General features: G+C 61.8%; 35 protein-coding genes. 4 read left to right on the top strand and 31 right to left on the bottom strand.

Annotation, left to right across the window (positions count from 1 at the left end; translation table 11 throughout):
* Positions 1 to 1,040 precede the first annotated feature (1,040 nt).
* The 22 genes from ABEA23_RS11095 to ABEA23_RS10990 form a co-directional block, all read right to left on the bottom strand.
* Positions 1,041 to 1,451: a hypothetical protein gene (locus ABEA23_RS11095; RefSeq protein ID WP_345478076.1), complete on the bottom strand. Its 411-nt coding sequence runs from the start codon at positions 1,449 to 1,451 to the stop codon at positions 1,041 to 1,043.
* Positions 1,451 to 2,260, bottom strand: a complete 810-nt coding sequence (locus ABEA23_RS11090) for a hypothetical protein (RefSeq protein WP_345478075.1) — start codon at positions 2,258 to 2,260, stop codon at positions 1,451 to 1,453. The genes ABEA23_RS11095 and ABEA23_RS11090 overlap by 1 nt, the downstream gene beginning before the upstream one ends.
* A gap of 49 nt (positions 2,261 to 2,309) precedes the next feature.
* Complete coding sequence (locus ABEA23_RS11085) at positions 2,310 to 2,675, bottom strand: hypothetical protein (RefSeq protein WP_345478074.1); 366 nt, start codon at positions 2,673 to 2,675, stop codon at positions 2,310 to 2,312.
* 225 nt (positions 2,676 to 2,900) lie between these two features.
* The gene (locus ABEA23_RS11080; RefSeq protein WP_345478073.1) at positions 2,901 to 3,194 is read right to left on the bottom strand and encodes a hypothetical protein; all 294 of its coding nucleotides are present in this window, start codon (positions 3,192 to 3,194) and stop codon (positions 2,901 to 2,903) included.
* A 13-nt stretch (positions 3,195 to 3,207) separates the two neighbouring features.
* Positions 3,208 to 3,357, bottom strand: a complete 150-nt coding sequence (locus tag ABEA23_RS11075; protein WP_345478072.1) for a hypothetical protein — start codon at positions 3,355 to 3,357, stop codon at positions 3,208 to 3,210.
* An 83-nt stretch (positions 3,358 to 3,440) separates the two neighbouring features.
* Positions 3,441 to 3,902: a hypothetical protein gene (locus tag ABEA23_RS11070; RefSeq protein ID WP_345478071.1), complete on the bottom strand. Its 462-nt coding sequence runs from the start codon at positions 3,900 to 3,902 to the stop codon at positions 3,441 to 3,443.
* A gap of 273 nt (positions 3,903 to 4,175) precedes the next feature.
* Positions 4,176 to 4,706, bottom strand: coding sequence for a hypothetical protein (locus ABEA23_RS11065; protein ID WP_345478070.1), 531 nt, complete (start codon positions 4,704 to 4,706; stop codon positions 4,176 to 4,178).
* Positions 4,693 to 5,235: a hypothetical protein gene (locus ABEA23_RS11060; RefSeq protein WP_345478069.1), complete on the bottom strand. Its 543-nt coding sequence runs from the start codon at positions 5,233 to 5,235 to the stop codon at positions 4,693 to 4,695. The genes ABEA23_RS11065 and ABEA23_RS11060 overlap by 14 nt, the downstream gene beginning before the upstream one ends.
* On the bottom strand, positions 5,228 to 5,605 hold the full coding sequence (locus ABEA23_RS11055) for a hypothetical protein (protein ID WP_345478068.1): 378 nt from the start codon (positions 5,603 to 5,605) through the stop codon (positions 5,228 to 5,230). The genes ABEA23_RS11060 and ABEA23_RS11055 overlap by 8 nt, the downstream gene beginning before the upstream one ends.
* Positions 5,602 to 5,997 carry a hypothetical protein gene (locus tag ABEA23_RS11050; RefSeq protein WP_345478067.1) on the bottom strand — a complete coding sequence of 132 codons (396 nt, stop codon included), beginning with the start codon at positions 5,995 to 5,997 and terminating at the stop codon, positions 5,602 to 5,604. Before ABEA23_RS11050 ends, ABEA23_RS11055 begins: the two co-directional genes overlap by 4 nt.
* Before the next feature lie 9 nt (positions 5,998 to 6,006).
* On the bottom strand, positions 6,007 to 6,378 hold the full coding sequence (locus tag ABEA23_RS11045; protein WP_345478066.1) for a hypothetical protein: 372 nt from the start codon (positions 6,376 to 6,378) through the stop codon (positions 6,007 to 6,009).
* Entirely contained in the window at positions 6,375 to 6,986 is a 612-nt protein-coding gene (locus ABEA23_RS11040; RefSeq protein ID WP_345478065.1) for a hypothetical protein, read from the bottom strand. Before ABEA23_RS11040 ends, ABEA23_RS11045 begins: the two co-directional genes overlap by 4 nt.
* Positions 6,983 to 7,273 carry a hypothetical protein gene (locus ABEA23_RS11035; RefSeq protein ID WP_345478064.1) on the bottom strand — a complete coding sequence of 97 codons (291 nt, stop codon included), beginning with the start codon at positions 7,271 to 7,273 and terminating at the stop codon, positions 6,983 to 6,985. Before ABEA23_RS11035 ends, ABEA23_RS11040 begins: the two co-directional genes overlap by 4 nt.
* A 460-nt stretch (positions 7,274 to 7,733) precedes the next feature.
* On the bottom strand, positions 7,734 to 8,027 hold the full coding sequence (locus ABEA23_RS11030; protein ID WP_345478063.1) for a hypothetical protein: 294 nt from the start codon (positions 8,025 to 8,027) through the stop codon (positions 7,734 to 7,736).
* Positions 8,028 to 8,093: 66 nt separating this feature from the next.
* Positions 8,094 to 8,471, bottom strand: coding sequence for a hypothetical protein (locus tag ABEA23_RS11025; RefSeq protein ID WP_345478062.1), 378 nt, complete (start codon positions 8,469 to 8,471; stop codon positions 8,094 to 8,096).
* The gene (locus ABEA23_RS11020) at positions 8,468 to 8,800 is read right to left on the bottom strand and encodes a hypothetical protein (RefSeq protein ID WP_345478061.1); all 333 of its coding nucleotides are present in this window, start codon (positions 8,798 to 8,800) and stop codon (positions 8,468 to 8,470) included. The genes ABEA23_RS11025 and ABEA23_RS11020 overlap by 4 nt, the downstream gene beginning before the upstream one ends.
* A 68-nt stretch (positions 8,801 to 8,868) precedes the next feature.
* Positions 8,869 to 9,201 carry a hypothetical protein gene (locus ABEA23_RS11015; protein WP_345478059.1) on the bottom strand — a complete coding sequence of 111 codons (333 nt, stop codon included), beginning with the start codon at positions 9,199 to 9,201 and terminating at the stop codon, positions 8,869 to 8,871.
* Positions 9,202 to 9,428: 227 nt separating this feature from the next.
* Positions 9,429 to 9,938, bottom strand: a complete 510-nt coding sequence (locus tag ABEA23_RS11010) for a hypothetical protein (RefSeq protein WP_345478058.1) — start codon at positions 9,936 to 9,938, stop codon at positions 9,429 to 9,431.
* The gene (locus ABEA23_RS11005; RefSeq protein WP_345478057.1) at positions 9,931 to 10,230 is read right to left on the bottom strand and encodes a hypothetical protein; all 300 of its coding nucleotides are present in this window, start codon (positions 10,228 to 10,230) and stop codon (positions 9,931 to 9,933) included. Before ABEA23_RS11005 ends, ABEA23_RS11010 begins: the two co-directional genes overlap by 8 nt.
* Positions 10,230 to 10,517 carry a hypothetical protein gene (locus tag ABEA23_RS11000; RefSeq protein ID WP_345478056.1) on the bottom strand — a complete coding sequence of 96 codons (288 nt, stop codon included), beginning with the start codon at positions 10,515 to 10,517 and terminating at the stop codon, positions 10,230 to 10,232. Before ABEA23_RS11000 ends, ABEA23_RS11005 begins: the two co-directional genes overlap by 1 nt.
* On the bottom strand, positions 10,504 to 10,824 hold the full coding sequence (locus tag ABEA23_RS10995; RefSeq protein ID WP_345478055.1) for a hypothetical protein: 321 nt from the start codon (positions 10,822 to 10,824) through the stop codon (positions 10,504 to 10,506). Before ABEA23_RS10995 ends, ABEA23_RS11000 begins: the two co-directional genes overlap by 14 nt.
* Positions 10,811 to 11,332 (bottom strand): hypothetical protein, encoded by a 522-nt coding sequence (locus ABEA23_RS10990; protein WP_345478054.1) that lies wholly within the window; start codon positions 11,330 to 11,332, stop codon positions 10,811 to 10,813. The genes ABEA23_RS10995 and ABEA23_RS10990 overlap by 14 nt, the downstream gene beginning before the upstream one ends.
* Positions 11,333 to 11,471: 139 nt before the next feature.
* Here ABEA23_RS10990 and ABEA23_RS10985 point away from each other — a divergent pair, with 139 nt between their 5' ends.
* The 4 genes from ABEA23_RS10985 to ABEA23_RS10970 all read left to right on the top strand — a co-directional run bounded on the left by ABEA23_RS10985 (position 11,472) and on the right by ABEA23_RS10970 (position 12,765).
* Positions 11,472 to 11,720, top strand: a complete 249-nt coding sequence (locus ABEA23_RS10985; protein WP_345478053.1) for a hypothetical protein — start codon at positions 11,472 to 11,474, stop codon at positions 11,718 to 11,720.
* Positions 11,708 to 11,911 carry a hypothetical protein gene (locus ABEA23_RS10980; protein WP_345478052.1) on the top strand — a complete coding sequence of 68 codons (204 nt, stop codon included), beginning with the start codon at positions 11,708 to 11,710 and terminating at the stop codon, positions 11,909 to 11,911. Before ABEA23_RS10985 ends, ABEA23_RS10980 begins: the two co-directional genes overlap by 13 nt.
* A 171-nt stretch (positions 11,912 to 12,082) precedes the next feature.
* Positions 12,083 to 12,472 (top strand): hypothetical protein, encoded by a 390-nt coding sequence (locus tag ABEA23_RS10975; RefSeq protein WP_345478051.1) that lies wholly within the window; start codon positions 12,083 to 12,085, stop codon positions 12,470 to 12,472.
* Positions 12,469 to 12,765, top strand: coding sequence for a hypothetical protein (locus ABEA23_RS10970; RefSeq protein WP_345478050.1), 297 nt, complete (start codon positions 12,469 to 12,471; stop codon positions 12,763 to 12,765). The genes ABEA23_RS10975 and ABEA23_RS10970 overlap by 4 nt, the downstream gene beginning before the upstream one ends.
* Before the next feature lie 27 nt (positions 12,766 to 12,792).
* Here ABEA23_RS10970 and ABEA23_RS10965 read toward each other — a convergent pair whose 3' ends face one another.
* From ABEA23_RS10965 to ABEA23_RS10930, 9 genes are all read right to left on the bottom strand, one after another.
* Positions 12,793 to 13,275: a hypothetical protein gene (locus tag ABEA23_RS10965; protein ID WP_345478049.1), complete on the bottom strand. Its 483-nt coding sequence runs from the start codon at positions 13,273 to 13,275 to the stop codon at positions 12,793 to 12,795.
* A gap of 6 nt (positions 13,276 to 13,281) precedes the next feature.
* Positions 13,282 to 14,430, bottom strand: coding sequence for a hypothetical protein (locus tag ABEA23_RS10960; RefSeq protein WP_345478048.1), 1,149 nt, complete (start codon positions 14,428 to 14,430; stop codon positions 13,282 to 13,284).
* A gap of 32 nt (positions 14,431 to 14,462) precedes the next feature.
* Positions 14,463 to 15,038, bottom strand: coding sequence for a hypothetical protein (locus tag ABEA23_RS10955; protein ID WP_345478047.1), 576 nt, complete (start codon positions 15,036 to 15,038; stop codon positions 14,463 to 14,465).
* 506 nt (positions 15,039 to 15,544) lie between these two features.
* The gene (locus ABEA23_RS14280; protein ID WP_425577213.1) at positions 15,545 to 15,982 is read right to left on the bottom strand and encodes a leucine-rich repeat protein; all 438 of its coding nucleotides are present in this window, start codon (positions 15,980 to 15,982) and stop codon (positions 15,545 to 15,547) included.
* Between the two features lie 680 nt (positions 15,983 to 16,662).
* Positions 16,663 to 19,233 carry an ATP-binding protein gene (locus ABEA23_RS10950; RefSeq protein ID WP_345478046.1) on the bottom strand — a complete coding sequence of 857 codons (2,571 nt, stop codon included), beginning with the start codon at positions 19,231 to 19,233 and terminating at the stop codon, positions 16,663 to 16,665.
* A gap of 12 nt (positions 19,234 to 19,245) precedes the next feature.
* On the bottom strand, positions 19,246 to 20,520 hold the full coding sequence (locus tag ABEA23_RS10945; protein WP_345478045.1) for a hypothetical protein: 1,275 nt from the start codon (positions 20,518 to 20,520) through the stop codon (positions 19,246 to 19,248).
* Between the two features lie 5 nt (positions 20,521 to 20,525).
* Positions 20,526 to 21,182: a hypothetical protein gene (locus ABEA23_RS10940; protein WP_345478044.1), complete on the bottom strand. Its 657-nt coding sequence runs from the start codon at positions 21,180 to 21,182 to the stop codon at positions 20,526 to 20,528.
* 174 nt (positions 21,183 to 21,356) lie between these two features.
* Positions 21,357 to 21,950 (bottom strand): hypothetical protein, encoded by a 594-nt coding sequence (locus ABEA23_RS10935; protein WP_345478043.1) that lies wholly within the window; start codon positions 21,948 to 21,950, stop codon positions 21,357 to 21,359.
* Between the two features lie 264 nt (positions 21,951 to 22,214).
* A complete protein-coding gene (locus ABEA23_RS10930; RefSeq protein WP_345478042.1) occupies positions 22,215 to 23,813 on the bottom strand; it encodes a RecB family exonuclease in 1,599 nt (532 codons plus the stop codon).
* Positions 23,814 to 24,118: the final 305 nt, after the last annotated feature.

Genomic DNA, 24,118 nt, shown 5'->3' with positions numbered 1-24,118 from the left:
CGGACCAAGAAAGGTACGAAGGGTCCAGTCTCGCCGCCCAAAAGGCGGACGAAAGACTGAGCAGGTAGAAGGCAACGACCCCTGCCAGCGCGCCGATGGTTATGTCAAACCGTCCTGCTCTTCTCATCGTGATGAGAGTACCTCCCTAGCAATTGATCAAGCGATCCGCCTGCTGCGTATTATCACCACTCCCAGAAGCCGTACCCGCAAGCAAGTGTCCTAGTGCCACTCATCGCGGAACCTCCCGAGCTCCACGTCGAGAGGACGTAGTGAGACGTGGAGTTCGAGTTTGAGCAAGTCCTGCCGAACCCGGTCGAGAAAGTCGATCCGTTGTTCGGAACGCTAAAGCTAGTATCCCCTCTATGCACTCCTCCACCGTAGAGATGAACGCGGAGAGTCGAGCCGTATCCGCAGCCGCGGCTGATCGTTCCGCTTCCTGAGGCACGTGCTTGCGTCGAGGACTTCCAGGGCGTATTGGCCGTTATCGACTTCGTGCAGGCGCCAGCCCTTGCGCCGACGGAGTCGACCACGGGGTCCGTCGTGATCTCGGTGACTGCGTCCGTGTAGATGATACGCACTGTCTCGCCCGGCTCTGGAACCACAGGTAGGTCTTCTGGCTCGGTCACCGTAACTGTGGCGTTGCTGTCCGACTGAATCACCCTGGCCGAGTTGTCAGGTTTGGGCGAGGGGCCGTCAACATAGATAATTCGGTTGGGTTCGCTGTCGGGTGTTGGCGCAGCAGGTTCCGCTGCGTGCGCTGGCCCACTCACGAGAAAACTGAGGGCGAGCGCACAAAAAGCACCGCCAAGATACGTCTTTCTTCTGAGTTTGCGTGACATTCTTCCCCTTCTGAAGGACCGAAAGCGGCTCCGGCAGCAGATCCCAGATTGCGCTCAAAATATCGCACGACATTTCGTGTGTCTAGGGGTCGGGATCGCTCTCCTTTTCTCATCGTCAACGTTCGCCTGAGCCGGAACGGTAACGATCGTTTCTGAAAGTAGTCACACCCCCAGCGTCATATCGGGTATTTACTGGTGCCATCACCTTAAAAGCCGCCCGGAGCCTCTGCGCCCGAGTGCTGCCTCGACAATGTCCCGAAACACACCCGCAGCTGTGTGCTGTGCGGGGGTGACGTCCGGGTCGCCCGCCCCGTAGCTCTCGTAAGCATCCAGCAGAGACTGCAGGATCTCTTCTGCTGGCCCGGCGGGCGCTGAGGGGTTCTCGGGGGGCTGCACCAGAGGTGTCTCGGCGCCGTTGATGAACTCGTTGAGCTTGTCGCGCAGCCACGTCGCCTGCTCCACGTTCAGGTGGATGTTGCCGTCATTGACTCCCCCGGTGGCAGGAACTCCGCCGCCGGAGGACCAGATCCACATGCACGACTCTACTGCGGCGCTGGAGAGGGAGACCTCCACCTTTCCGCCATTGGAGTCAGATATCGCGTCGCGGCGCATCAGAAACTCCCGCCCACCTTGGCAGAGGACCGCAGCACACTGATTCCACGGTGAAACTCCTCGGCGGCCTCCTCGTGCCCAATGGCGAACCCGCTGCTGACCCTACGATGAGCAGTGTAGGCCTGAAGGAGTTCCTCGTGGCTGGGAACGTGCCCGACGTCGGCAGCAGACCCGATCTTCGGCTTCACCATGCGCGCCCAGTCATCAGCCTCGGCCACGATCGCGTACTCCCCTGGCGGATCGTTCGTGCTGAAAGGTGCGTGCCCGAAAAGCATCTGCTGATGCAGCGCCGGCGCTGGGGTCAGGTGAATCCGGCAGCTTGCCTTCAAAAAAGGATGCACAGCGGAGTGGGTCAAATCAGAGGCTGACACAACGAGCTTCACATCCTCCTCTACCAGCAGCTGGTGGAGGACCTCTCGCAGCTGGCCGCGTCTTGCTTCCTCGCTTCCCTCCTGTTGGTGATCTGCCTCGGACTCTTCGGGGGATGCCGGGCAGATAAGGGAAGTGAGATCTTCGACGATCACGTACAGCGGTGCCTTCGTGCCCGTCATCAGGTCCTTAGGGGAGCACATCTGAACCCACCACTCCAGCGTCTCTGTCTCATCGGCCAGGACAATCGCGTCCCCGGTATCAATCCCTGCAGACCTTGAACTATCAGCGGAGAAGAACACGACATGGTGGCCTGCGCTGCTGGCTCGTCGTGCGGTCTCAGCCAGCACCGCCGTTGTGCCTGACTCGGGGCTGCCCATGATGAACGTGTTCGGGTGTCGGAGGATCAGATCCGCGAGGCTCTCTTCTTCAAGTGTCATGAGCACTACTGCGGCCGCTCCTGAGCAGACCGGTCATGATTTCGCCTTCTTAATCCGACGATTGACCGCCTGAGTCGAGGACCCGGAGCACATCGAACCTGACGGTGAGCCAGCGGGCAGTCCGCGTCGCCGGCGGTACGAGTGCCAGGGCCAGGATGATGAACGTTACGGCCAGGTACGTCTGCCAGTGGTGGAACGCCATCGCATTCCAACTGAAAACCAGGGTCCCCGCCAGGAGCATCGCCAGGTACCGGAGGGGCCGGACACGGCGGGCGCTGCTGAGATTCAGAACGAAGAACATTATGCACAGTGCGACCGAGACGACGGCCCCGAAGATCAGGAGCTCACCGAGCATCCCGATGTGGTGGGCAGTGACGAGCCCGACGACAGAGAGTACCCCGACCAGGAGGGTCATCAGTCACCGGTGGGCCTTGAGAATGGTGCCGGTGTTCATGAGCGGGTCATCCTTGCCTGGCTCGGACGGGCATCGTCTCGGTCACGACTCCCCTCTTTACCCTTCAGCACCCTATGGCCGAGCTTCTCCCGAATCTCCTCCGGGATGCTCTGGGAGTCGGGGCGATGAGCGCGTGCCGCGCGGAGCCCCCGCTCCTCGAAGGCACGGATTAAGTCCCCAGCGCTCCTATCCATCATCGGCTCCCCTCCCTTGCGTGATCAGAGCTGTCAGTCTCGCGTTCTGCTCAGTGATTCTGGACATCTCTTCTTCGAGCCGCTGGTTCTGGGCAATCACACGGTTCAGCCCAGCGGCGATCCTCCAGAGGCTGCCCCAGACGAAGAGCATGAACCAGATGACGATCAGGGCTGCCCCAGCGGCCAGTGCAGCAGTCCCGGTGACCAGCTCGGCCAGCCAGGCGATGAGCAGCCCCACTACCACAAGGGGCGCGATGATGTCCGCGCAGGAGATGGGCTGCCTCATCGCTCCTCCTTGCTCACTTGCCTGCCTTGTGGACTTGATGGACCGTTCGATTGATCCCCCAGCCCAGGATGAATCCGGCCACCACAGCGAGACTCTGGATGAGCAAGGCCATCCAGACGTAGTTCCACAAGCCGGCCTGCTCCACAATCTCCACCGTGCTCATGGGTTACTCCTCCATCTAAGGTTGGGGTCTGTAGCGGATCATCTGGCGTGCACGCGCGGTGCCATCCAGTCGTGACCGGGCGCTCATGTGTTGGTTTTCGCTCGGGTGCGCTGCTCAGCAGTGCTGACCTGGTCATCAGCCTCGGCGTGACGCTGCGGCTCCGGCACGTCAGCCAGTAGGACAAGGGTGTGGTTTTTGACATTCTCGGAGAACGTCCCTGAGCCGCCGGCTTTGATGGTGACGACGTCGCCCTCGCGTTTTACGAAGGTGCCGATAGCCCGAAGGCCCCAACCGAGACCCCGGTGAATGCAGATCAGCTGTCCTTCGCGGAGTTCGTCGACAGTGACCACGCGGGGCGGGAAGAACGTCGCGTCGCAACACTCAGAGGCGACACCGAGCTCCTGATCCTCGTAGAGCTTGCAGCGACGCTGAAGTCGCTCGTTCTCGGCTTCGAGGTCTCGCACAGTAGCGACCAGGTGTTGGACGCTTGCGATCACCTGGTCAGGGTCCACCAATGGGCGGGCGTTCTCGTATTCAAGCGTCATGGTGACTACTGCGGCCGCACGGTGCACGTCGTCTCGCGCCCTAATCGCCGGGCATCTGCCAGCATGTTCGGCATACCGGACGTCGAGCTCGCCGCTGCACCATCATCGGCAGGCCAGCCACCCTCCCCGGATGTCCGTCTATGGGCGCTTCGTGTGAGACCCACGTCGGCTCGTACCACACGTGCTCGGCCAGTGACAGCCTGTGCCTGCCCCGTGCCCTGCACAGGGAACCACCGATCACACGGTGCAGCTTGGCCCTCAAAGTCTCAGCCATCACTGGCTCCGTCCGTCGTAGGTGGTGTACACGCGCCCGATCTCACCCGGCACTTCCCCCGCTTCTGAGTCCTCGGGGTTGGGTCCGTGCAGACTCAGCCAGCTCCTGACGGAGTCGGCAAACTCGGCGAAGGCCCCTTCCTCCCATCCCGGTCCCACTGGCACCATGTCTGGAGAGTCCTCACGGGTGGTCCAGCGGTATGGCATGGTGATCCAGTCGTGTCCGTCAGAGACTGTGTTGTGGTGAGCGGATGCCTTCCACTCATCTGCGCAACGGGTCTCAAAGCGCCAGGCGAGGTCGTAGTGCTGAACCTCGTCCTGCGGACCGCTGACCTCATCGACGCGCACCAGCAGTCGCTCGCCCACGCGCCCACGGCCCTGAAGCTGATAGACAAGTTGTGGGACACGGGGACGTGGCCAGAGCACACCGCGGCGCATGCTCACCTTGACCAGCATCTCGTCGAGCCTCTCCACCACCCGTCGCTGCAGCTCACCGGGGCTATCGGGATGGGTTTTCTCACGACTCAGCATGGCTTCCTCCGTGGGTATCTGACGGCTTCTGGCCCGCCTCCGTCTTGGAGTAGTCACCAATCGGGGCTGCGTCGGAGCGAAACCACTTGCCGGGCTCTGGGTCAACGTGGACCAGGTAATCCGCCTCACCCAACCTGTCGTGATACAGCTGTGAGCGAAGCCGCTTTCCATCCCATTCAAGTGCATCGGGAATACCAATGTGAGCCCAGGTGCTGCCGGGTGCTGAGTTGCGGATGTCCTCTGCTGTCACAGGGACGGGCGAGGGTTCTTCCTCAGCTGGGCCAGCCTGATGGGCGTTGGCCGGCTCATCGGTGGGCTCCTCGCATACGCCGGTGAAGACGATGATGGGGACGTTGTGGAGTTCTCGGCGCTCAGGGGTGCTCATGCGGGCCACACTGCGGCTGATGTTGCGTACGCCCAATGCGTCGATGATCGCCTCAGCCGCGTCTGTGACAGCTTCCCCGTCCACTCCGTAGTCAGTGAGCACGGACTCGACCTTGGACAGTAGGGCATCGCGTGGCTCAATCATCTGCAGCCACCAGGTGCTCGGCGATGTTCTGGGTGGTGTTGACCCAGTGCTCACAGTCACGTTCAGGCTCCTGCGGCCACCGGTATTCGCGCAGGAGAGGGGTGTCGACCCCGTTGACCCTCACCCCCCATTCGGTGTAGATCACCGCGGATCCGTGCATGCCGTCCGGGTCAGTGATGGTGGAGAAGATCCGCAGAGCGCCCGGGTGTTCCTCGGGCTGTCCGTGGCGGTGCAGTGCATCCGAGAGGGCACACGGTACCTGCGCCCAGCCCTCGGTGGAGTACCAGGCCTGATCCTGGTACTCCTGTCTGGTTTCCTCTGCGGGTGCCTCGGCCTGGTTGGCGGTGGCCTGGGCCTGTTCTGTGCTCATGGTGCAGATTGCGGCCGCGCCTGTGATGCTGTGCGATTCGGGTCAAAGGAGATCGACATTGGCTCGGAGAAGAACTCTTCGAGTACTTCCTGGTCGGGGTCAGCCTCCTGCTGTTCAAGCCGATCGGCAGTCTCGTCGAGAAAGACACCTGTGGCGGATCCGCCGCCGTACATGGTGAAGACCTGCTGGGCAGCATCACGCAAAGCACTGATGGCGCCGCGTCGTTCAGCGGCGGCTATCTCCTTGTCGTACCAGCGGCGGAAGTCGGCCAGGGCCTCCTCCTCCGTGGTGTCATGTCCGCTGGGGCCTGTGTGGCCGAGGGCACAGTCACTCTCGTGAAGCACATAGGTCTCCTGGATCCCCTTCGTGCTCGGTGTGTGCTGTTCACTCATTCCGGGGCATCATTTCCCAGCATTTTCGAGGGCCCGGCGGATAGTGTCCACGGCGAAGGCGACCCCTTTGTCAAAGTCGCTGCCCTCCATGCCCAACAAAGTGAGCTTGATGCACCCCTCCAGTGCGGCCTGAATCTGCGCGTTGCGCACCGACAGTGCGGTGTGGGCGTGAATGAACAAGTCCGCCGATTGCTTGTTCTTGAAGGTCGCCACGTGCTCCCAGTCCTCCGATCCTCGCTCGTTGATGACTTCGTAGGCATCGACGATGTGCAACTCTCCGTCACGGAGGGCTCGCAGAGGTTCGGCCACTAAAGTGCCGTCAAGCGCGGCAGCAGTGATGATCTGGTGTTCGGCTTCTAACTGCTCGGTGAGGTCGGTCATTTCGCGATCTCTTCATTGATCCTGTGCTGGGCAAAAGCAGCTACCTGGTTGGGGTCCAGTCCCATCCTGGAGGCAAACCTGTCGGCGACGATCAAGCCCGCGCGCCGGTGGTCCGGTTTCATCGCCAGAGCCGTGTAACAGAGTTCCAGAGCCAAGGCCAACGAATCGGACTGAGGCATCATTGCGCCCTGATTGGCTCTTGCTTCGGGAATTAGCACCTGTCCGATGATTGCCTGGCGTTGGCTTAATTCGTGGATCCACCCTTCTGTCTGGTGAGTAGGGAGTTCCTCGGGAAGGCCGCTGTGGTCGTCAGGTTGTTCGACGTGGAAGCCCACGAAGGTGAAGGCCGTCCGTTGGGCGTCCAGGTATGACTGACGGGTGACCTCATCAGTCTGGTCCCATTCGAGCCGGTCTTGTTCTGGCCTCAGGGACTCGTATGCGGTCTTCGCCGCGTGGGTCAGCTTCTCGGTGGTGATGGTCGTGTGCATACGCTTCGCTTCGCGGTACCACTCCGCGAACTCTGGGAACCCTTGTGCCTCTCCGTGAAGGACTGCGTCACAGACAATCCCCCAGCCGGACCTGATCTCATCGAAGTCTTCAGTTGTCATGACTGCCTCTTCTCGTTTTCGGGGGACTCTGGTGCTGACTCGTCCTCCACGTAGAGCCCTGCGGCTTGGAACATTCGTCGTGCTGCATCGAGGAAAGGCCGTTTCTCTTCCTCTCCAAGGACTACCCACGGTGGACCAAGGGGTGCACACGGGTCACGGAGGGACCACTCGTAGTCTGCTCTCGCCGCGTCCTCCACCCGTCCGGAGCTGATGGTCTTGGCCTGGATGTAGCCGTCCTCGAATCCATAGCGGCGGCTGGGGGAAGTACATTCGCTCAGGAAAGGCAACAAGCGCCTTCTCGGCGGCTTCGGCTTTGAGTTCGTCTAACTCCGTAGTGTGCACTGCGGCCGCATGACTACTCTGTGTCCACTGTCTCCGTGTCTGCAGCTGCCTCTTCCATAATCAGAATGGTTTCGCACGGGTAAGTGACAACTGGAAAGTACCGGAAGTCTGGGTACTCGCCGTGTTTCGTTGAGCACGCCGCACAGATCGCGCCAGCCCGCTTCGCCTCAATCGGTCGGTGCACGGCGCGAACGGCTTCAAGCTGCACCCGGAGTTGCTCTCGCTCAGCCTCAGCGCTCTCAAACAGACTCTGCATGTCTGAGGCCAGGTGATTCAGGCTCAGCATCCCATCGCTGACGTACTTCTCCCCGCCCTGGCGGTAGACGGAGTTGAGATCGACTCTGGCCTCCGCTGTGCTCGTGAGGGCCTCAAGCAGCGCGGCTTTGGTCGTCTCTTGCTGGCCCGTCAGCGCTGGCTCCTGTCAACGTAGAAACCAGCTGCGTTGAGTGTCGCACCTGTGCGTTCACGCCATGTTTTGCGGACAGCCTCGGTGAGTGATTCCCAGGCTTCCAGATCGGCGAACGTCACTGTGGGGGATCCAGTGAAGTTGGCCATGGCCGCTGTCTCCAGCTGCTCGGCGCTAACGGTCCCCTTCTCGACGTGGGCGGCACGCTGACGATGAGCGATCAGGTTGGCCTGCACTCGCTCGCCGAGTGCGTACTTTTCGCTGGCTTCGGCTTTGAGGTCTTTGAGCTTCATGCTGATAACTGCGGCCGCATGACCACCACCCCAGTCAGAGAGTGTCGGGTAGTCCTACTGGGTGACTCAGATGCTCAGTCTGCGACCCCGCCGCAGCTGCGCCTCAGGAACCGAGATTCTATAACCCTGAACGGGGTAACGCGGATGGTCGGATGCCACGATGGCGCACTCCCAATGTGTGCCGTATCGCTGGAGCTTGTTCTCTTCACCCTCCACTGGGGTTGCTCGACTGCCCACTGTGGGGACTACTACCATCCTGTGGCCATCACTGTTTGCTACGGGAAGTTCGATGAGGAGGTGGCGGACCTCGGGTTCATTGATCAGGACGGGCAGTTTTGATAGCTCGTGCCACGTTGACCCCTGCGGGAACCGGGCAAGCCTGGCGACCTCTTCCTCTTCGGTCTCTATGAGACGCGGCCACTTCACGGGTCCAGGCTCGCTCATGCGCTGACCTCTTCGAGTGCACCGCGGACGCGCTTTGCTGCGTCGGCCAGACCCTGAGCGTAGTCCTCCTGGTGCTCGGCCTCGTGATGCGCATCGGACTCAATGCCGGCCAGCGCCGCCTGCACTGCACCCAGTTGGGCTTGAAGATCTGCTGTCGCTTTTTCGATGAGCGCCTGGACATCCGTCGCAAGATGCCCCAGGTCCAGGGCTCCCGGCCCTTCTATGGGTAGCTGGTCTTCAACGAGGCTGCCGTCGTCCAGGTCTGAGCCTGGGCCGGTGTCGCTCGTCAAGGTCTCGATAAGGATCGTCTTGATGCCATCCAGTGTCATGCTGGCAACTGCGGCCGCGCTCTCACTCGGGCGGCAGTGGGACGATGTCGATGATGCGGGAGTCTCGTTCATGCGGCCCGGTCCTGGAGGTCGAAGAGTGGTTCTGCGTCGTTGCAGTGGAAAACGTGGGCGTTGAGCAGTCCGACCTTCTTCGGTGAGACACCCTCCACGCGCGCCCAGTCAATGAAGTTCTTCAGCAGATCGTGCTGCTGGACCTCGTAGATGTTGAGCGTGTGGCGCTTAACCTCTACCGCCTGGCCGTTGGGTAGTTGTGCTCTGACCTCGGCGACGTAGAACTTCGGTGCCTGCGGCTCACGCTTAAGGTGAATGCGCACGATCTCGCCGCCGGCATCAGCCAGTCTCTTCAAGCTCAGGGTCTCAACCCGCTCAAGTGTTGCCATGCCGCACATTGCGGCCGCGCCTGGCAGGCACCGGGTGTGAAGGCGCTCTAGGGCGTGGCGAGTCTGTGAAGCGCGCGGTCGGCTGGGGCTATGCACCTGCGGCACTCGGTGACCTCGTCGGCGTGGGGATCCCCGGGGTCTCCGTGGAAACTGCGGACGCAGTCTTCCTGCCGGCGGAACCTTCCGCACCGCTGACACCGGGTCGGTGTCTTGACTGTCCTCGGCATCTATTCCCCCGGGTCGCGGCGCAGACCAAAGCCCTTGTGTCGACTGTCCTGCATCAGGGCGAGCATCTCTCCGGTGGAGAGCACGCACTCATCGTCCAGGAGATTCGGCGTGCCGACGGAGATCTGCCGGGCGCGCTCGATGATCCCCCGGCGCAGCGCCTCGCTGTTGTAGAGGCCCTCATTGTCGAGATGGACATCGACCATATTCAGGGTGTGGCGCAGCGCCTCCGTGCTGACAATCCAGTCAGCGAGGTTCTCCCCGAGACTGTGCAGAACCGTGACTACCGACTGCGGATCAATCCGCTCGGGTGCCTTGCCCCACAGCAGGCAGGCCTCGATAGCCTTCAGGTTCAGCTTGGGCCCGCCGGTGACAACCCACTGATGATTCGCATCAGCGGTGATTCGCTGCCCGTCGGAGAAAGTGATCTCGTATGCCTCTGGACTCACCTCGATGGGCGAGACTCCGATGATCTGGCGCTCCGCTTTGAGCTGCTCAGTCAGGTCAGTCATGGTTGGCCCGCTGTGCTGGGTGGATGACGGTGAACTCGCCGTCGATGATCTGGGCGAGCTCGAAGGATGAGACGCAACTGTCGTCGCCGTAGGCGCGGTACCAATAGGGGTCGCCGAACCCGCTGATGTTATAGGTCTTTCCTTGCTGCCAAGCGTGGTCGTTGCGGTCGAGGATGACAGCACTAGGTGGCAGCTTGTCGAGTTGCATCTGCGCTTTAGCGAGCTTCGGCGGAAGCGAGGATCGCAGAGCACTTTTCTTCTCGCTCGCGGTGAGCGCTGGAGTCCACGACATCACTCCTCCAGGTAGAACCCGGCGGCACGGAACCCGACACGCATGTCCTCGCGCTCGATCTGTCGGTCTTCCTCGCTTGCCGCTTCCCACAAGGTGTCCGTGCGTTCCTCGTAAGATGCCTTCGCCGCCTTGTCTACCTGTTCGGCGCTGATGGTCTTGGTGTGCATGTACGTTTCGCGCCGTACGCGATTTTCCTTGCATCCTGAGCAGTAGCAGGCACAGTCGCCGCCCTCATGCAGCGGGTACCGCTTAGCGGCTTCGGCTTTAACCTGCTCAAGAGTCGTCATCGTCAGCCTCCTGTATGTGGACACCAAGGACCCCCATCACGGCACGGGCTAGACGGTCCTCCACGCTTCCAGACGCGTATGGGTCGGGGTCGCCGTGAACTTCGATATCCACCTGGCCCTCGCGGGAGCATTCCACTAGCTCGTGGTGGACATCGCGCAGCACGTCGGCGTATTCATCCGCGCTGATGGTCTTGGCCTGGACGTGAGCGGCGCGTTCCCGGTCTACTTCCTCCTGCACGAAGAATCCGCGCTTCGGGTACGGATACAGCTCGGCAGCTTCGGCCTGTAGCTGTTCAAGCGTTGCCATGGGTGTCTCCTTCGGGTGCGTCGTAGAGCACCGTGAACGGCGCCAGGAATTTGGGGAGGCCGTCACTGCTGACCCCGGTGAGCCTTAGGTGTAGGTGCCCGGCGTGAACTTCTCGAACTACCCCGTCGCGGTCGCGCACCACTGATCCGGGGGTCAGTCCGGCAATGGTGTCCACCTGCCGGGGGATGCGGGGCGTGGCGTCCCCTTCGGTCAGGCCCAGGCGGGCACGGAGCTGACCTTGGATTTCCTGCTCCATGTTCGGCATGGCCTTGGTCCGCTTGGGCTCGGCGGTCATCTCGTACGTGTGGAGAAGGTCCACGGCGGCAATCAGGTTGGCGGTGCGCTGCTCGTAAGCCAGGGCGAGAGTGGCGTGTGCCTGGGCTAGTTTCGCCGCCATGTCTCGCTCCGCAGACTCCTCTTCCGGGAGACCCTCGGAAAGTTCCGGATCAGCAAGATTCAGCTCCTGCTTGGCGGAGGCGGCGTGCGGGTTTCCGGGGAGTGTGGTCATGGTGTTCTCCTTGGGGGTTGTGTGCGCCGCTGTGGCGCGTTGAGGTGCGGGGCTATTGCTCATGATGCACATTGCGGCCGCAGTCCGTAGTGACAGCCTTATGTCCGTGGTACCCATCGACAGTAAAGGAACCCAGATCGTGGCACAGGAAAATATCACCAAGGCACACCAGGAACTGATCGGTCACTATCTCACAATTGAGGAGCTGGAGATTCGTGTGCGTCGCCACGGCTACACCGCGGAGCAGATCGCAGAGAAGTTCCCCACCATCAGACCTTCCGGCACCTGGGACGATATCTGCGAATGGGCCTACTCCCTGACTGAGGAACAGGTCGCACAGGAGCGGGAGACCAAAGTCAGGCCCAGGCATGGTCCGTGGCTATCCTGAAAGACGCCGCGACCAAGCAGGCCGATGCTGACCCGATCACTGACGAGCAGGTCAAGACTGTTATGGGACTGCTGGGCCAAGGCCGGCACGAGCAGGGCTGCTGGTATGACGGTCCCACCACCCTGGAGGGCGTGCAAGCGATGAGCAAGCCCAGCGCATCCACCTACATCACAGCCCTGCTCGACGCCTGATAGGCTCAGCATAGGCCCCGGCACTGCGTCCGGTCCGCTCCTGAGCCCCGCACCAGCGGGGATGAGCCGGTTGTTGCTACTTGTGTGACACCAGGCTGAAACTGCTCCCCGCGCTCGCGGGGTCACCTTTCCCCGGGCATTGGCATGCCCACAGCCTCAGGAGGACACCCCATGACTCATCCTTACTTCACCGAACGAGCCCGTGATGTGATCGCCCGCGCCGGCGGAAACCCCGACAACGCCGAGGCCCTGGCCACCTGGGCCGAACAGGCCAAGGCCGAAGGCAAGGACCGCAACGCCGGCGTGCTGGTCTCTCAGGACGGCGCCCTGGTCGCTGAGACCTTCCAGACCCAGGATGAAATCCGGGCCAGCTATGTCACCGCCGACGAAGCCCGCCAGTACAGCCTGCAGGGCAATGAGGTGGGCTTGGCGATCGGCCAGATTCAGCGACAGATCGGCCAGCGGCTCATCCACGTCAAAGTCTGGGCTGTCACTGAGGGCGCTTCCAAAAAGGCCCGCCGCGCAGCCGATGAGGCGCGAGTCCAGCGGGCGACCAGATGATCCCCCATTGGAACTGGGTGATGGTCGACGCCCAGCAGCGCACCAGCCACTACGGACCAGGCTTCACCGCCCGCGAGGACGCTATCGGCGACACCGGAAAGCTCATCGAGCAGCTGCGCGCCAGCGTCGTCGGCTCTGAGGCTCTTGCAGATGCATGGCTGGCCGGCCAGGCGAAAGACGACACTGTATTCATCGGCCCCTTCATCTTCGGGCTCTACCAGTACGACGGCACGGCGAAGGATCGTCAGGTTGAGGCTGAGCTGTGGGTGGTAGACCTTCAGGGACGATCCTGACCCGCCGAAGGCTGCCGGATCCGGCGCCTAGTCCTTCCGGCGCCACAGCGGTGTGCAAGCCAGAGCGGCGATCCATACTGCGGCCAGGGCTACAGAGAGCATGGTGATCATTGCCTCGGCCAGCGTGGTGAGCATCAGCGCCGGCGGAATGACTGTCCGCCAAGAGTGGATGGCCAGATTCCGGGCGTTGGCGGCAGTCCCCCGCATGTGCGCCCAGGCTAGAGCAAGAGCATGAATGATGGCCGCGGCGAGAAAGATCAGGAAGTAGGGCAGCCAAAGCACGTTGGCCACGGTGTAGGGGAACTGGATAACGATCAGCCCCGTAGCGATATTGGCGGCCAGCAGTAGACCTGCGGAGATCAGGACACGCAGTGCCCACGGCGGAAGGATCTGGCGCGACTTCTGGGCCTGCGGTGGGGTCTTCTTCTTGGTTTTATTGAAGCGGGCAACTTCAGTCTTGGAGGGGGCTTGGCCCTGGTCCTGGCGTCGCTTCGTGGCGGCTTTGCTCATCGTGGTCTACTCGCCCTCTCGGATTGCTTCATCAAGTTCTGCGGCTGTGCGGTATTCGCCCATATAGTCCAGGGCGATGGAGGTCAGTGTGGTGACTACTTCGTCGATGCTGGTGCCAAGTGGTGACTCCGGATAGGCAACTGCCAGGAACGCCACTGGTGCTTGCTTGCGCAGACTGTTGCGCTCATCCAGCAGAGCCTCCAGGTCGTGGGACGCCTTGCGCAGAGGTTCGTGGGTGAACTCCACGGCCAGATAGCAGTCCGCGGCGTGGCCGAACTTGTGCGATTCCTCCTCGGTACTGGCCAGGGAGGTGACCTCCCGGCGGAAGCTGGTTCGCTGAGTGTTGGACAGTCGCGCCCGGTCATCAACAGCGGAGATGGCAAGGGCATGGACAGCGGTCTCACTCATGGCCAGAACCTGATCGATGTCATCGAGGGTGTAGTCATCCCAGATGCACACCAGTCGGGGATCCACACTGCGGTCATAGTCGCGTCCGCGCAGCTGGGACGCGAAGACCAGTGCTGAGCGCCGGGCCAGGGAGGTGTCGGCCCTCACCTGATCGGCCACCAGGTGACGGTCAGACCAGTGAGGCCTGATGGGTGCCGGCAGCTGGAACCCCCGGCGCAAGGCGGCTGCGTCCAGGAAGCGCCGGATACGAATATCGCCGCGAGTACGCTCAGCTACCCAGTCCCCGATGACTCGCAGGAGATGCTCGTTGGATGAGTCGTGTGCGGGTCGCTGTGAGCGTTCGATGACGGATCCAGGGGCTGTGGTGTCACGGGTGGCGGTCACGGTATTGCGCACCAGGGTGGCGAAACTCGCCCGCAGATAAGAGTCCGCGGCAGCCACACCTGAGCTTCCCGCGGCGATCATCTCCAGGGACAGCCGTCCGGAGGTGACCACTAGGTGGTGCAGTATGCGGTCAGCTTCAGCGCGGAAGCGATCGAGCTGCCAGTCGGAGGCGAACCGGGAACGTTTCTTGAAGGCACTGACATGGCGGTCCAGTAACCCCATGGAGAGCAACGTCAGGTAGATCTGGTCTCGCGCCCACCGCTGGTCACCACCGGCGACCGCATCTCGGGCTAAGGAGCTAATCTCCTCATCAGCAGTGTCCGCATCTTGTGTCTGGGTGCCTAAAAGCAGGGTGTGAGCCATGTGTGTCTATTGCGGCCGCAATAAGCACGCACTCATCGAGAAGCAGCTTCGCGCTCCACAGGGGATGGCCCTCCAGTAATAGTGAAACCCTCGGTGTCTGAGGCCACCAGACTGAAGGCTTCTCCGGGGCTCGGCACTGTTTGCTCCTGGACAGGTCCTTTGCCCACTTTCCAATGGCTGGCAGAACTCTGGGCCACCCAGTACTCGGTCACCGGCTCGGTGGTGTTGAACTCGGACTCGTAATCCTCAAGGGTGTCCTTGCCCTCGATGAAGGCGGGATTGCGATGCAGCTGCCTAATCTCATAGGCGACTCCCCTAGGCCCCTTCAGCTCGATGGAGTCCGCGGCGGTGGCAAAGTCAACGAACGCTCCGTTGCCGGCAGCATCTCGTGCAGTCCAGCCCTCGGGAGTCTCCTCGTTGAAGCGGCGCTTCAAGTCCAGGTAGTCCGCTCGGGCGCTCTTCTCTGCGTCCCTCCATGTGGGGGCCGACACGGCAGGGCCGCCGAGAGAAACAGCAGACTCCCCCGCGGTACTACTTGCTTTCTTCACCTGGGAGGTGCCCTGAATCTTGTACTGATTGGTGCCGCGTCCGCCGCCTGTTTTGCTCATAGTGATGACTGTGGCCGGGTGCCAGCACTGCACCCCGTTCTTTACCCGCTCCCCCGGTCACCCCCTGATGGGCGCGGCTCACCGTCTGGGCTGTGCCGAGCGATGCTGATCATCTGGGTGACGCAGACGATGAGACAAAATGCCACGCTAGCCAGTGCAAACGCAACGAAGAACGGGTAAGCCTGAAGATAGGCTTCCGCGACATCGTTGCCGGTCACCGTCAGCGGCTCGGCACCTAATGTGGGTGTTACACCAGCCGGCATGGTTATGTTCCTCATTTGTGCCCCATCGATCGGTTCTTGAAAATGGCGGGTCAATCTCCACCTGCCCTGCCGTGGCACCAGCCCTCGGCAGCTAGCACTGCGTCCGCAGTCGTTCATGTGAGGAAGCGGTACACCTATCAGGCTTACCCCACCGGGGACCAGCAGCGCTTGCTGGATCTCGATCCTGCAATGCACGCGTCTTCTTTGAAGCCGCACAGCTTCGGCGAGCCTTTTATTAAGCTACTAATCACGAACAGTGACATTTGTGTCAGATGGGAATGCGTTAGCGTCAAACCTTGTGTGAGAGGAAACCGAAGCAGTTCTTAACGGGTTTCCCGTGAACGCTTGGGATCCGATAGCCATCACTGAATCAGGGATGATGACGTTCGTCAGGTTAGATTCTGCAAATGCTCGACCAGGGATGCTAGTTACTGGCACGCAATTGATAGTCGAGGGGATCACGATAACAGTCGAAGGAGGAGTGCCGTTGAAGCCCCTCAGCACACCGGTCTCTTCATTAAACAGGAAGGCTCCCCCAGCCGTAGTCGACTCGTCATTGGCAGCACAAGTGGTTTCGAGTTCAGCTGCCGCCGTCACGCTGTCGGTCCACCCCACACCAGGAGTTCCAGGTGTCGAAGAGACTGTGCGGCTGCCGGTACTCAGCCAGATATGGCCCCGCATGTTAGGAGTGAGGTCCTCGTTGGCGACCAGAAGCAGCGAGACGATATGCCAGCTTCCTGGGCGGCCCTCAGCGGAGGCTCCGAGGCTGCCCTCCCACGGTCCTGCGCGGTGGTCGTCCAGGCTGGTGCCCCAGGCGACGACTCGTGAATCATCTCGCGGTGTTCTCTGTGGTCCATCTGTGGTGATGTCCTCCAGAAAGCCCGCAGCATTGGAGTTGCATCCTCGTGAAGCGGGCTGACCATCAGCTTGAGTTCCCCGTATGTGGAACCAGGACCATTCATCAGGGTTCAATCCCTCATAGTCCAAGCTCACCAGATCCGCAGTGAACACGTGTGGCAGGTTAGCCTCAGCAGCTGCTCTCACTCTGAAGGTGTTGCATCGAACATTCGCATTGCTGTTCCCGCCAGATCGAGGCTCTACGGGCACTCGCCAAACAGAGTTGCTGTGCATCGGCATTGGACTCTCACGAGTACCAGCATGAGTCTCAGTGCCGGCATCGACCCGTTCTGCACCCGCAGCGTCAGTGGCCGCTTCCAGCTTGTGAGCGCCAGAGCTTACTGCCGTTGCCACGCTTGCCTCGCTGCTCCAGGAGGCCAACGTGGTATCGGTCGCTGTGCTGGACGCCAGCACAGCAGTCATGATGAGACCTAGGCCCGCGGCGGCGGCCCTGACCTTGCTCATCACGGCACTACCTGCGTCTCCAGCAGTCTCTTGGACTCTTCCTCGCGGGCACGCACGTCGGCGAGGTTGGTGGAGGCGATCTTGAAGAACCGCTCGGGGATGCGGATCTCGGTGGGCACCACGCGTCCCTTGATGTCGACATAGAGTGCGACCGCGCCGCGGACCACTTTGCCGGTCTTCGGGTCTTTGAGTGCTTTCAGGGAGCGCCAGTTGGGGCTGCCAGCCTCATTGTCCAAGGTGGCATCAGCGGTGATGCGCCCCAGCCGCGCCGGTGAGGGGTCCAGCTTGAAGATGTTGCACGCGGCCTCGGCCTCAACCGGGTCTTTCACGTGCATGATGCACCCACGGGTTAGGTAGTTCTGCAGTCCGGCGTTGAGGGCATCGGAGATGCGCTGAGTGTAGAGCTCGACCTGGATGCCCTGGGAGCGTGCCAGGCGTCCCAGCTTCTCCAGTTCGGTCGGTGCTGCGGAGGTGAAGACCCAGGCCTCATCCAGGCGCAGCACACCACCGTGTCCGGTCATGGCCATCGCGGAGCCGAAGACCATATTGCGCACCAGCGCCATGTTGATGCTGTGCACGATGGAGTCCGGCGGGTGGCCAGGCTCGGGCAGGTTCAGCGGAGTGTTGCCCACCTTGATCAGGGTGGTGCCGTCATGCAGCGCCAGACCAGACCCCTCATCGTTGCGACCCACCAAGGCTCCGAACATGGGCGAGGAAGAGGACAGCTTGCCCAGGCGCTCCAAGTGCACCTTCGGGAACTGCCCGTCGTTGGCGGCGCGCTCCAGTGCCGTCCATGTGGCGCGGTGGCCCTTCTCGACCCCGTAGCGCAGAGCGTGGAGAACGTCGGACTCCATCTCCCTGGTCTTGTCCATGTTGCCGTAGGGGTTGATGGTGGTGATGGTTGAGGCTGCGTACTCGATGCCCTCCTGCGGGGTGGGCGCGAACTTCAGCGGGTCGAAGACGCCATCGACATGCTGAAGGTCATCAAGGGAGAAGATGCGGGCACCGGGGATCTGGGAGAACACCGGGGAGAGATCGGATCCGCCCTTGGGGTCGATGACCACTTGCCGGAAGCCCAGCTCGGCGGTCTGCCACGCCTCCCACTGCAGCATCATCGTCTTGCCGGCTCCAGAGGCGGCAACGTTCACGCTCAAGGGTGCCGCGTCGGCGTCGAGGTATGCAGCTTCTGGTGAGTACCAGGCGGACTGCCGGTCACGTTCGGTGAATCCTCGGTGGATTCCGTGCTTGTCGCCGACTGTGGAAACATTGGAGATGCCGGAGGCTGCCAGGTTGGTGATCGGCATATCGTGCAGGTTGGGGTTGGCGTTGATAGTGGAGCAGATCATCATCTCCGCCCAGGCGCGCTCCTGTCGGAACTCCATGGGGCGAAGTTCCAAGGCTCCTTCGTTCATCCTGCCCATGTCCTCGACGATGCCGTCGAAGGCCACCAGGATGGAGGTGTTGATCAGTGTGGCGTCAGCTCGGCCCTTGCCGTATTCGTCCTCCACCATCTTCAGCTCGTTTAGGCGCTCCTCCTGCTCGCCCTTAGACATCTTGCCCTGACTCTGTCGCTCAATGATGTCGTTGCGATAGCCGCGGCGGTTGCGTCGAATCTCGGCCCTGGTGACCTTCGCGGGTTCCAGAGCGCCGCGTATGGAGATGGCTAGGGCGTTGGATTTCAGCAACGGGATGGCCCAGTGTGCCTTGGCGGTGTTGGGAGCATCGAAGTCGAGCTCCAGGTCGGAGACGGTGGCGAAGCTGATGGCGTTGTGTCCGCCGTTCTTTGACAGCTCGGTGCGCCAGTTCTCACAATCGGCCGGCCCGGCATTCTTCGCCGCTCGCACAGACCGGGAGTCGGAGAACACGTGCAGGTGCTCAGGATGAGTCAGAGTCACCACGTCCGGGGAGCGTCCGCCGTTCCACCAGGAGTCCAGGATGGAGATCTCATCTCCGGTGAGCTCCTCGATGCCGATGCGAGCGAAGATTCGCTTCACCCGGGCCAGGTCATGCTCGAAGTCCTCAATCGGGGTGCCGCCCTCCATTAGGGTGAACTTCACGCTCTCCCAGGCCTGGGCAATCCCAGAGGAGGTCAGCTGCGGCTGTAGAGCCACGCCGAAGGCCAGAATTGACTGATCAGTCACCTCACCTGCGAAGTCTCGGCGCAACTGCCTGTTCAGTCGCTCCTGAGCCTCAGCACGGCTGGCAGGTGCCTGAGTCACAGGGCGCCAGGGGCGCGGCACCGTGACTCGCAGCAGATGCACCTGACGGTAGCTGTTCTTCGCTACGGATCGGCGTTTAATGCCCACGGGGGTGTCCCTGGCGAGGGCTTCGAAGGCCTGGTGGATCGGTTCGAATGCCTCAAAGAGGCGCTCATCGTTTCGTGCATCCACCACCGGCGCTGTGGGCACCTTGCCGAAGTACCAGACGGTGTTGCCGTCCAGGCCGACCAGCATGCCGTTGGCCAGCCTGGCGCGCTTCATGGTGGGGAAAGACTCCAGGTCATCCAGGTCGACCCAGTTGCTGATCCGACCATCCTGCTGAGCCGATTTCTTGCCAGTGCGCTTGATCATCAGGGCTGCCCCTTACTCGGAGTCGCTCAGCCCGGAATCCGGGGAGGTGAGCTGGCGGTTGATAGCGTTGGAGTGCTCGCTGAGGGTCCGCCAGGTACCTGGCGGACCCCAGGCCACTACTCGGGGTGTCTGAGTGTTGGCCTCCAAGATCAGGACGTCGTACTCGACACTGGCCCGATGTGTGCGCTGGACCATGCGCTGCCCGTCGTCATCGAACTCATCAGCTTCGGTATCGTCGAAGATCGCGTCATCATCTAGCGACTGATCATCGAGTAGCCCGTCGAACTCCAGTCCCTGGGCTTCCAAGGCTTCAGCGCTGTCTGCCGGCACTCGGGTGGGCGGCCAGGTGATGTCGGCCTGGACTCGGGCGACCACTCCCTCAGGCAGCGGTGCGTCCTCCTCGTCACTGGCCCTGAATCCGGGTGCCAGTGCGGTGCTGGTGATACTGGCATCAACGCGCTGGGCTGCGGGCATGGGCATGTAGCCGGTGCCTTCCCTGCCGTCGCCAACTGCGACCTTCAGGGCACTGGGGTTGGCTGAGTAGAAGGCTTCCATGAAGGACTGCACGGCGAAGTCCAGTGCTTCAGACTCCTGGACGTCCTGAGCCCCAGGGAAGGCCTGAGTGTCACCCTCGTTGCTGGCCGGGGGAAGCATGGGCTTCAACGAGGGTGCAGAGGCGACAAAGCCCTCCAGTTCATCGGAGTAGCCCACCAGCACGGAGGCTTCAAAGAGAGTGCCGGTGTTAGAACCCAGGTCAACGTAGTGAGTCTCGTAGCTGATCGCACTGATGTCTGTGTCAGGGTCGTTCTCGTCAACGTCTTCAGGATCAGGCGCTTGATATGAAGTCACCACGCGGTTCCAGTCGATGACGTAGGCACCGGGCAGCGGGTCTTCTTCACTGTTGAGCCATCGGTTGATCTCATCGACCACCAGAGCTTGCCGGGGAGACCACAGCTGCTCATCCTGGATCCCCGGGTCTGCCTCAATGGTGCTGATGAACGCCTGATATGCAGCGTTGCCAGTGGCTAAGGCCAACAGGAACACCGATGAGGCGCCGCCAACTAGGCCAATCCACATTGCTGTGCGCATGCGCTTGGCACGCTTATGCGTGGTGGTGTAGTGGTCTGAGGCCTGGGTGGGCTGGTCTACTACTTGAGAACCCCAGAGGGCATCAACGGTGGCCCGGTCTTCAGCAACCTGGCGCTTGTGTCCCCGTCCTTTGCGGGAGGAGTGGTTCTCGCGTGGTTTCTTCGAGCGGCGGTTCTCTGCACGGTCCTGACGTGGCACGAGGATTAGACCTCGCTCAGGATGGCCGCGGCGGAGTCGATCGCTTCACCGAGCTTCTCGACAGCTGCGGAGATGGCGGTGGCGGCCTTGATGTCAGATTCAGGCCGGTTCTTTGAGACGAGCTTGCGCTCGGCCAGGAAGCGCCATGCGGCTTTGACGGTCTCCTCATCAGCGGCGTCCACTGCCAGCACGCGCTCAAGTTCGGAGCCTGCTGTTCTCAGGTCAGCCAGGAATCCCAGGGCTGCGGTGTCGGCACCATCGGTGGTCGCCAGCGCCACGGCGAGTTCGTTGAGAGTGCTGTCTTTGGCTGAGAGCACCGATTGCAGCAGGGCGATGACGTCCTCGTCGGCTTCACTGAGCGCATCCCGGGCCGTGAGGGCGGCGCGGGCAGCGTTACGGCGGATGCGGGTGGTCGCTGCGTCTGTGGTCTTGCGAGCCTTTCGCCGGGAGCCAGGTCGGGCAGTGACCTCAAGTTCTTCGCTGGCCGGCTCGTCAGTGTCCTCGACCTCGTTGAGGGCTTCAACATCCTGCGCCAGGTCCGGCAGCGTCTCGGTCTGCGCGGTGCTGGTGGACTGTTCGGCGCCGGAGGTGCCCCAGGACTGACGGCTGGGGGCCTGGTCCCGGGTGTAGTCATCGGCGGTGTCGGGGATGGTGTGGCTCACGGGCACTCCTTGGACTCTTAGGGCTCTCGAAGGGTTATAAGCAGCTGGTGTCGTTCACAATCAGCTGCCCCGGTTCTTCGCGAGGGTCGCAAGGAGTGCCCATGTGCATGAGGCGCGCGAGCCAACCTCATCAGCGCCGCCGATGACTGCCGGTGCGTGGTCAGTCGTTGGTGGCTAGTCGTTGGAGTGGCGGCACTTGCCGGAGCCGATGCAGCCGTGGACGTGGTCCTCCAGCTCAGCGGTGAGATCGTCGATCTCGTCCTGGGAGAGTTCCTCGGCTTTGCCTCCGGGCTCGATGTGGAGGATCTCTTTGTACTTCTTCTTGTCTCGGGCGCCCACGTATTTGTGGACTCGGATACGGTGGTCCAGCAGGTCGTTGGACAGCCATTCCCCGAGGAACTTGCCGTTGCCGGAACCATCGACCCGTTCGGTGGCGATGTATTCGATCTTGATCTCAGCGCTGGCGCGGTCCTCGGTTTCCAGCTGCACGATGTAGCGTTGCGAGCCCTCGTGGAAAAGCACTCCGCGTACCACGGCCCAGAAGGGGCGTTTGAGGTTCTCCATGTCCAGCAGCTTGTCTACCAGCATGCGGTTGGAGGTCTCGCGGGCGGCAATGCCGATGTCTCGCAGGTTCAGGTTGAACTCTTCACGCCACTGGGTGAAGTTCTTGTACTCGCTCTTCGGCCCGGTGAGCACATAGGCGGCGCTGATCAGCTGCACCTGCTCGGGGCTGGGGGCCTGAGATGAGTAGATGTCGTTGTCTGCCATGGCTGGTCCTTTCGTGGGTGCGTGTCGCGGTGGTCATGCCCCGCCAGGCGGTATGCTTTTGGATTTCGACCAAACTCTGGCCTGGCGGGGAGTCTTTAGTTGTGCCCCACCAGACACCCGCCGTATGGGCTTCGAAGGGGTCTTGGCCTGGCGGGAGTCTTTGGTTGTGGTGGCCTCATGGTCTGCTGTGGCCGGGGGTGGTGCCCTGCCGGGCGGAGGGCTTATGGGTGTCGTCGCTCTAATGGCCCAGGCAGGAGTCTGGGGTTAGAACGGGGGTTCGCTGCTGGGTGTATCCCAGGGATCCTCGGGCTTGTTGGAGTCGGTCTCCCCTAGGCGTTCTTCCAGTTCCTCGAAGATGTCGTAGACATCGGCGGCGCCGTTGATCAGCTCATCAAGCATGGCTCCCAGCCACTGGCTGAATGCTTCTTCCTCTTCTGGGGCGGGGATGGGGTGGACTCTGATCAGGGAGGCCAGCAGGTGATGCAGGCGAGTGAACGAACCCTCCTGCGGGTCTGGACCGTGACCGAAGGCTTCGACTTGGGCATCGCCAAGCAGGTGAGCGATGGCTTTGTAAGCCTCGACGAAGTCCTCTGTGGGGAGGTCCTCATGGTCGCTGAGCCACACGGCAACATCACCACGCAGCCTGAACAGCGTGTTTGCCGCCCAGGAGTTGGGGTTCAGCTCATCGCCGTCGTACTTGGTCCAGGGTTTGGTCATCTCTGGCTCCTCTTCGTGGTCGCTCTGCGTGGGTGCGTTGTGCTCGTTCATCTGCTGAGACTCATTGCGGCCGCGTCCGCGCATCTGTCGCAGGCCCTCGATGACATCCATCGAAGCGGTGGACCCTTCCTCGGCTGTAGTGTCAGACTCCGGGGTGAAGCCGTGCTCGAAGGGGTCAAGGGCTTCCATGGGCGCGCGGTCGGAGAGGGTCTTGCCAGCCTTGATGGCGTCACTGCACACGCTCACCAGGGGGCACCAGCCACACAGGGGCCCGACCTTAGTGTCGAAGCGACCAGTGGCAGTACGGTCGTTGTGCTTCTCCCACTGGGCGACCAAGCGCTTCCGGGTCTCGGCGAGGGAATCCTCGTCAATGTCCACCCAGAGGGATTCACCGAACTGGGTGTAGAGCAGGCGAGCAGCAACCGGGCGCTCACCTGTGAGCATTTCGTAGGCGATGGCGTAGAGCCGCGCCTGGTACTCGTAGTCGTTGCTGTACTTCGGATTCGGAAGCTTGCCCGTCTTGTAATCCTCGATGAGGATTCTGCCGTTCTCATCTCGGCTGACCCGGTCGATGTGGCCGACCACCGGGACCCCGTCAATGATCAGGTGAAACTCTTGCTCGACAGAAACGACATCGACGCGGCGGGGATTCTCGATGTCGTACAGCCCGTCCAGCAGCACCAGGACTCGTTCGATGGCCAGCTTGCGTAGGCCCAAGTCGTCACCGACGGTGGAGTGCACTGAGTCACGGATCTTCTCCATCAGCGCCTCGCGGGTTCGCTCCTCCATGGGTAGCGCGTAGAAGTTCTCTAGTGCGTCATGGGCCATGGAGCCATCCAGGGGCGGAAGCAGCGGGGAGGTCTCCTGTGGAAGGACCTTCCCTGCGGCCCACTTGGCCAGGCATTTGCCGGCGAAGTCGTTCATTGTGGAGGCCGAGAACTCTTTTCGCCTGATCCGCGCTGCGACGAAGTCCAGGTCGAAGACCAGTGCGCCGGGTTCGAAGCTGGCGACCTCACCTAGGCGCACGGGTGCCCGAGGCGTGAGCTCTTTAGTGCACTCAGCCTTGGTGGGGGCATCAAGCGTGCCCGGCGCTGGCTGATCGAGGGTCTCAGCAGCGTCGGTGATCGGTGGGGCAACGATGGTCATTGCTCCTACTGCGGCCGCACCCCTCTACAGGCCGAGCGGAATGAGACTCCGTGGCTCCGGGGGTAGGTGGGTGTGACGGAGATGGATCAGCGCGACTGGTGAGCTGGAGAAGCTGGAGCCGTGATGTGCCGAGCTAAAAAGAAGATGGTGACTTCTATAAACACAAGCACACACGTAAAACACATATATACTATATATTCTTTAATTAAATTAGATATATCTATCTATCTATCTACGTGTGTGCTTGTGTGTAGTGTCCCCCGCATTTTGTGACTCTCATCACCGATATCCGCAGATATACCCAG

Origin of the sequence: Nesterenkonia rhizosphaerae, assembly GCF_039544555.1 — a bacterium.
In the GTDB taxonomy this organism is placed as follows: domain Bacteria; phylum Actinomycetota; class Actinomycetes; order Actinomycetales; family Micrococcaceae; genus Nesterenkonia; species Nesterenkonia rhizosphaerae.
Note: the sequence above shows the minus strand (reverse complement) of the source record. Positions and strands in the feature narration are given on the sequence as shown.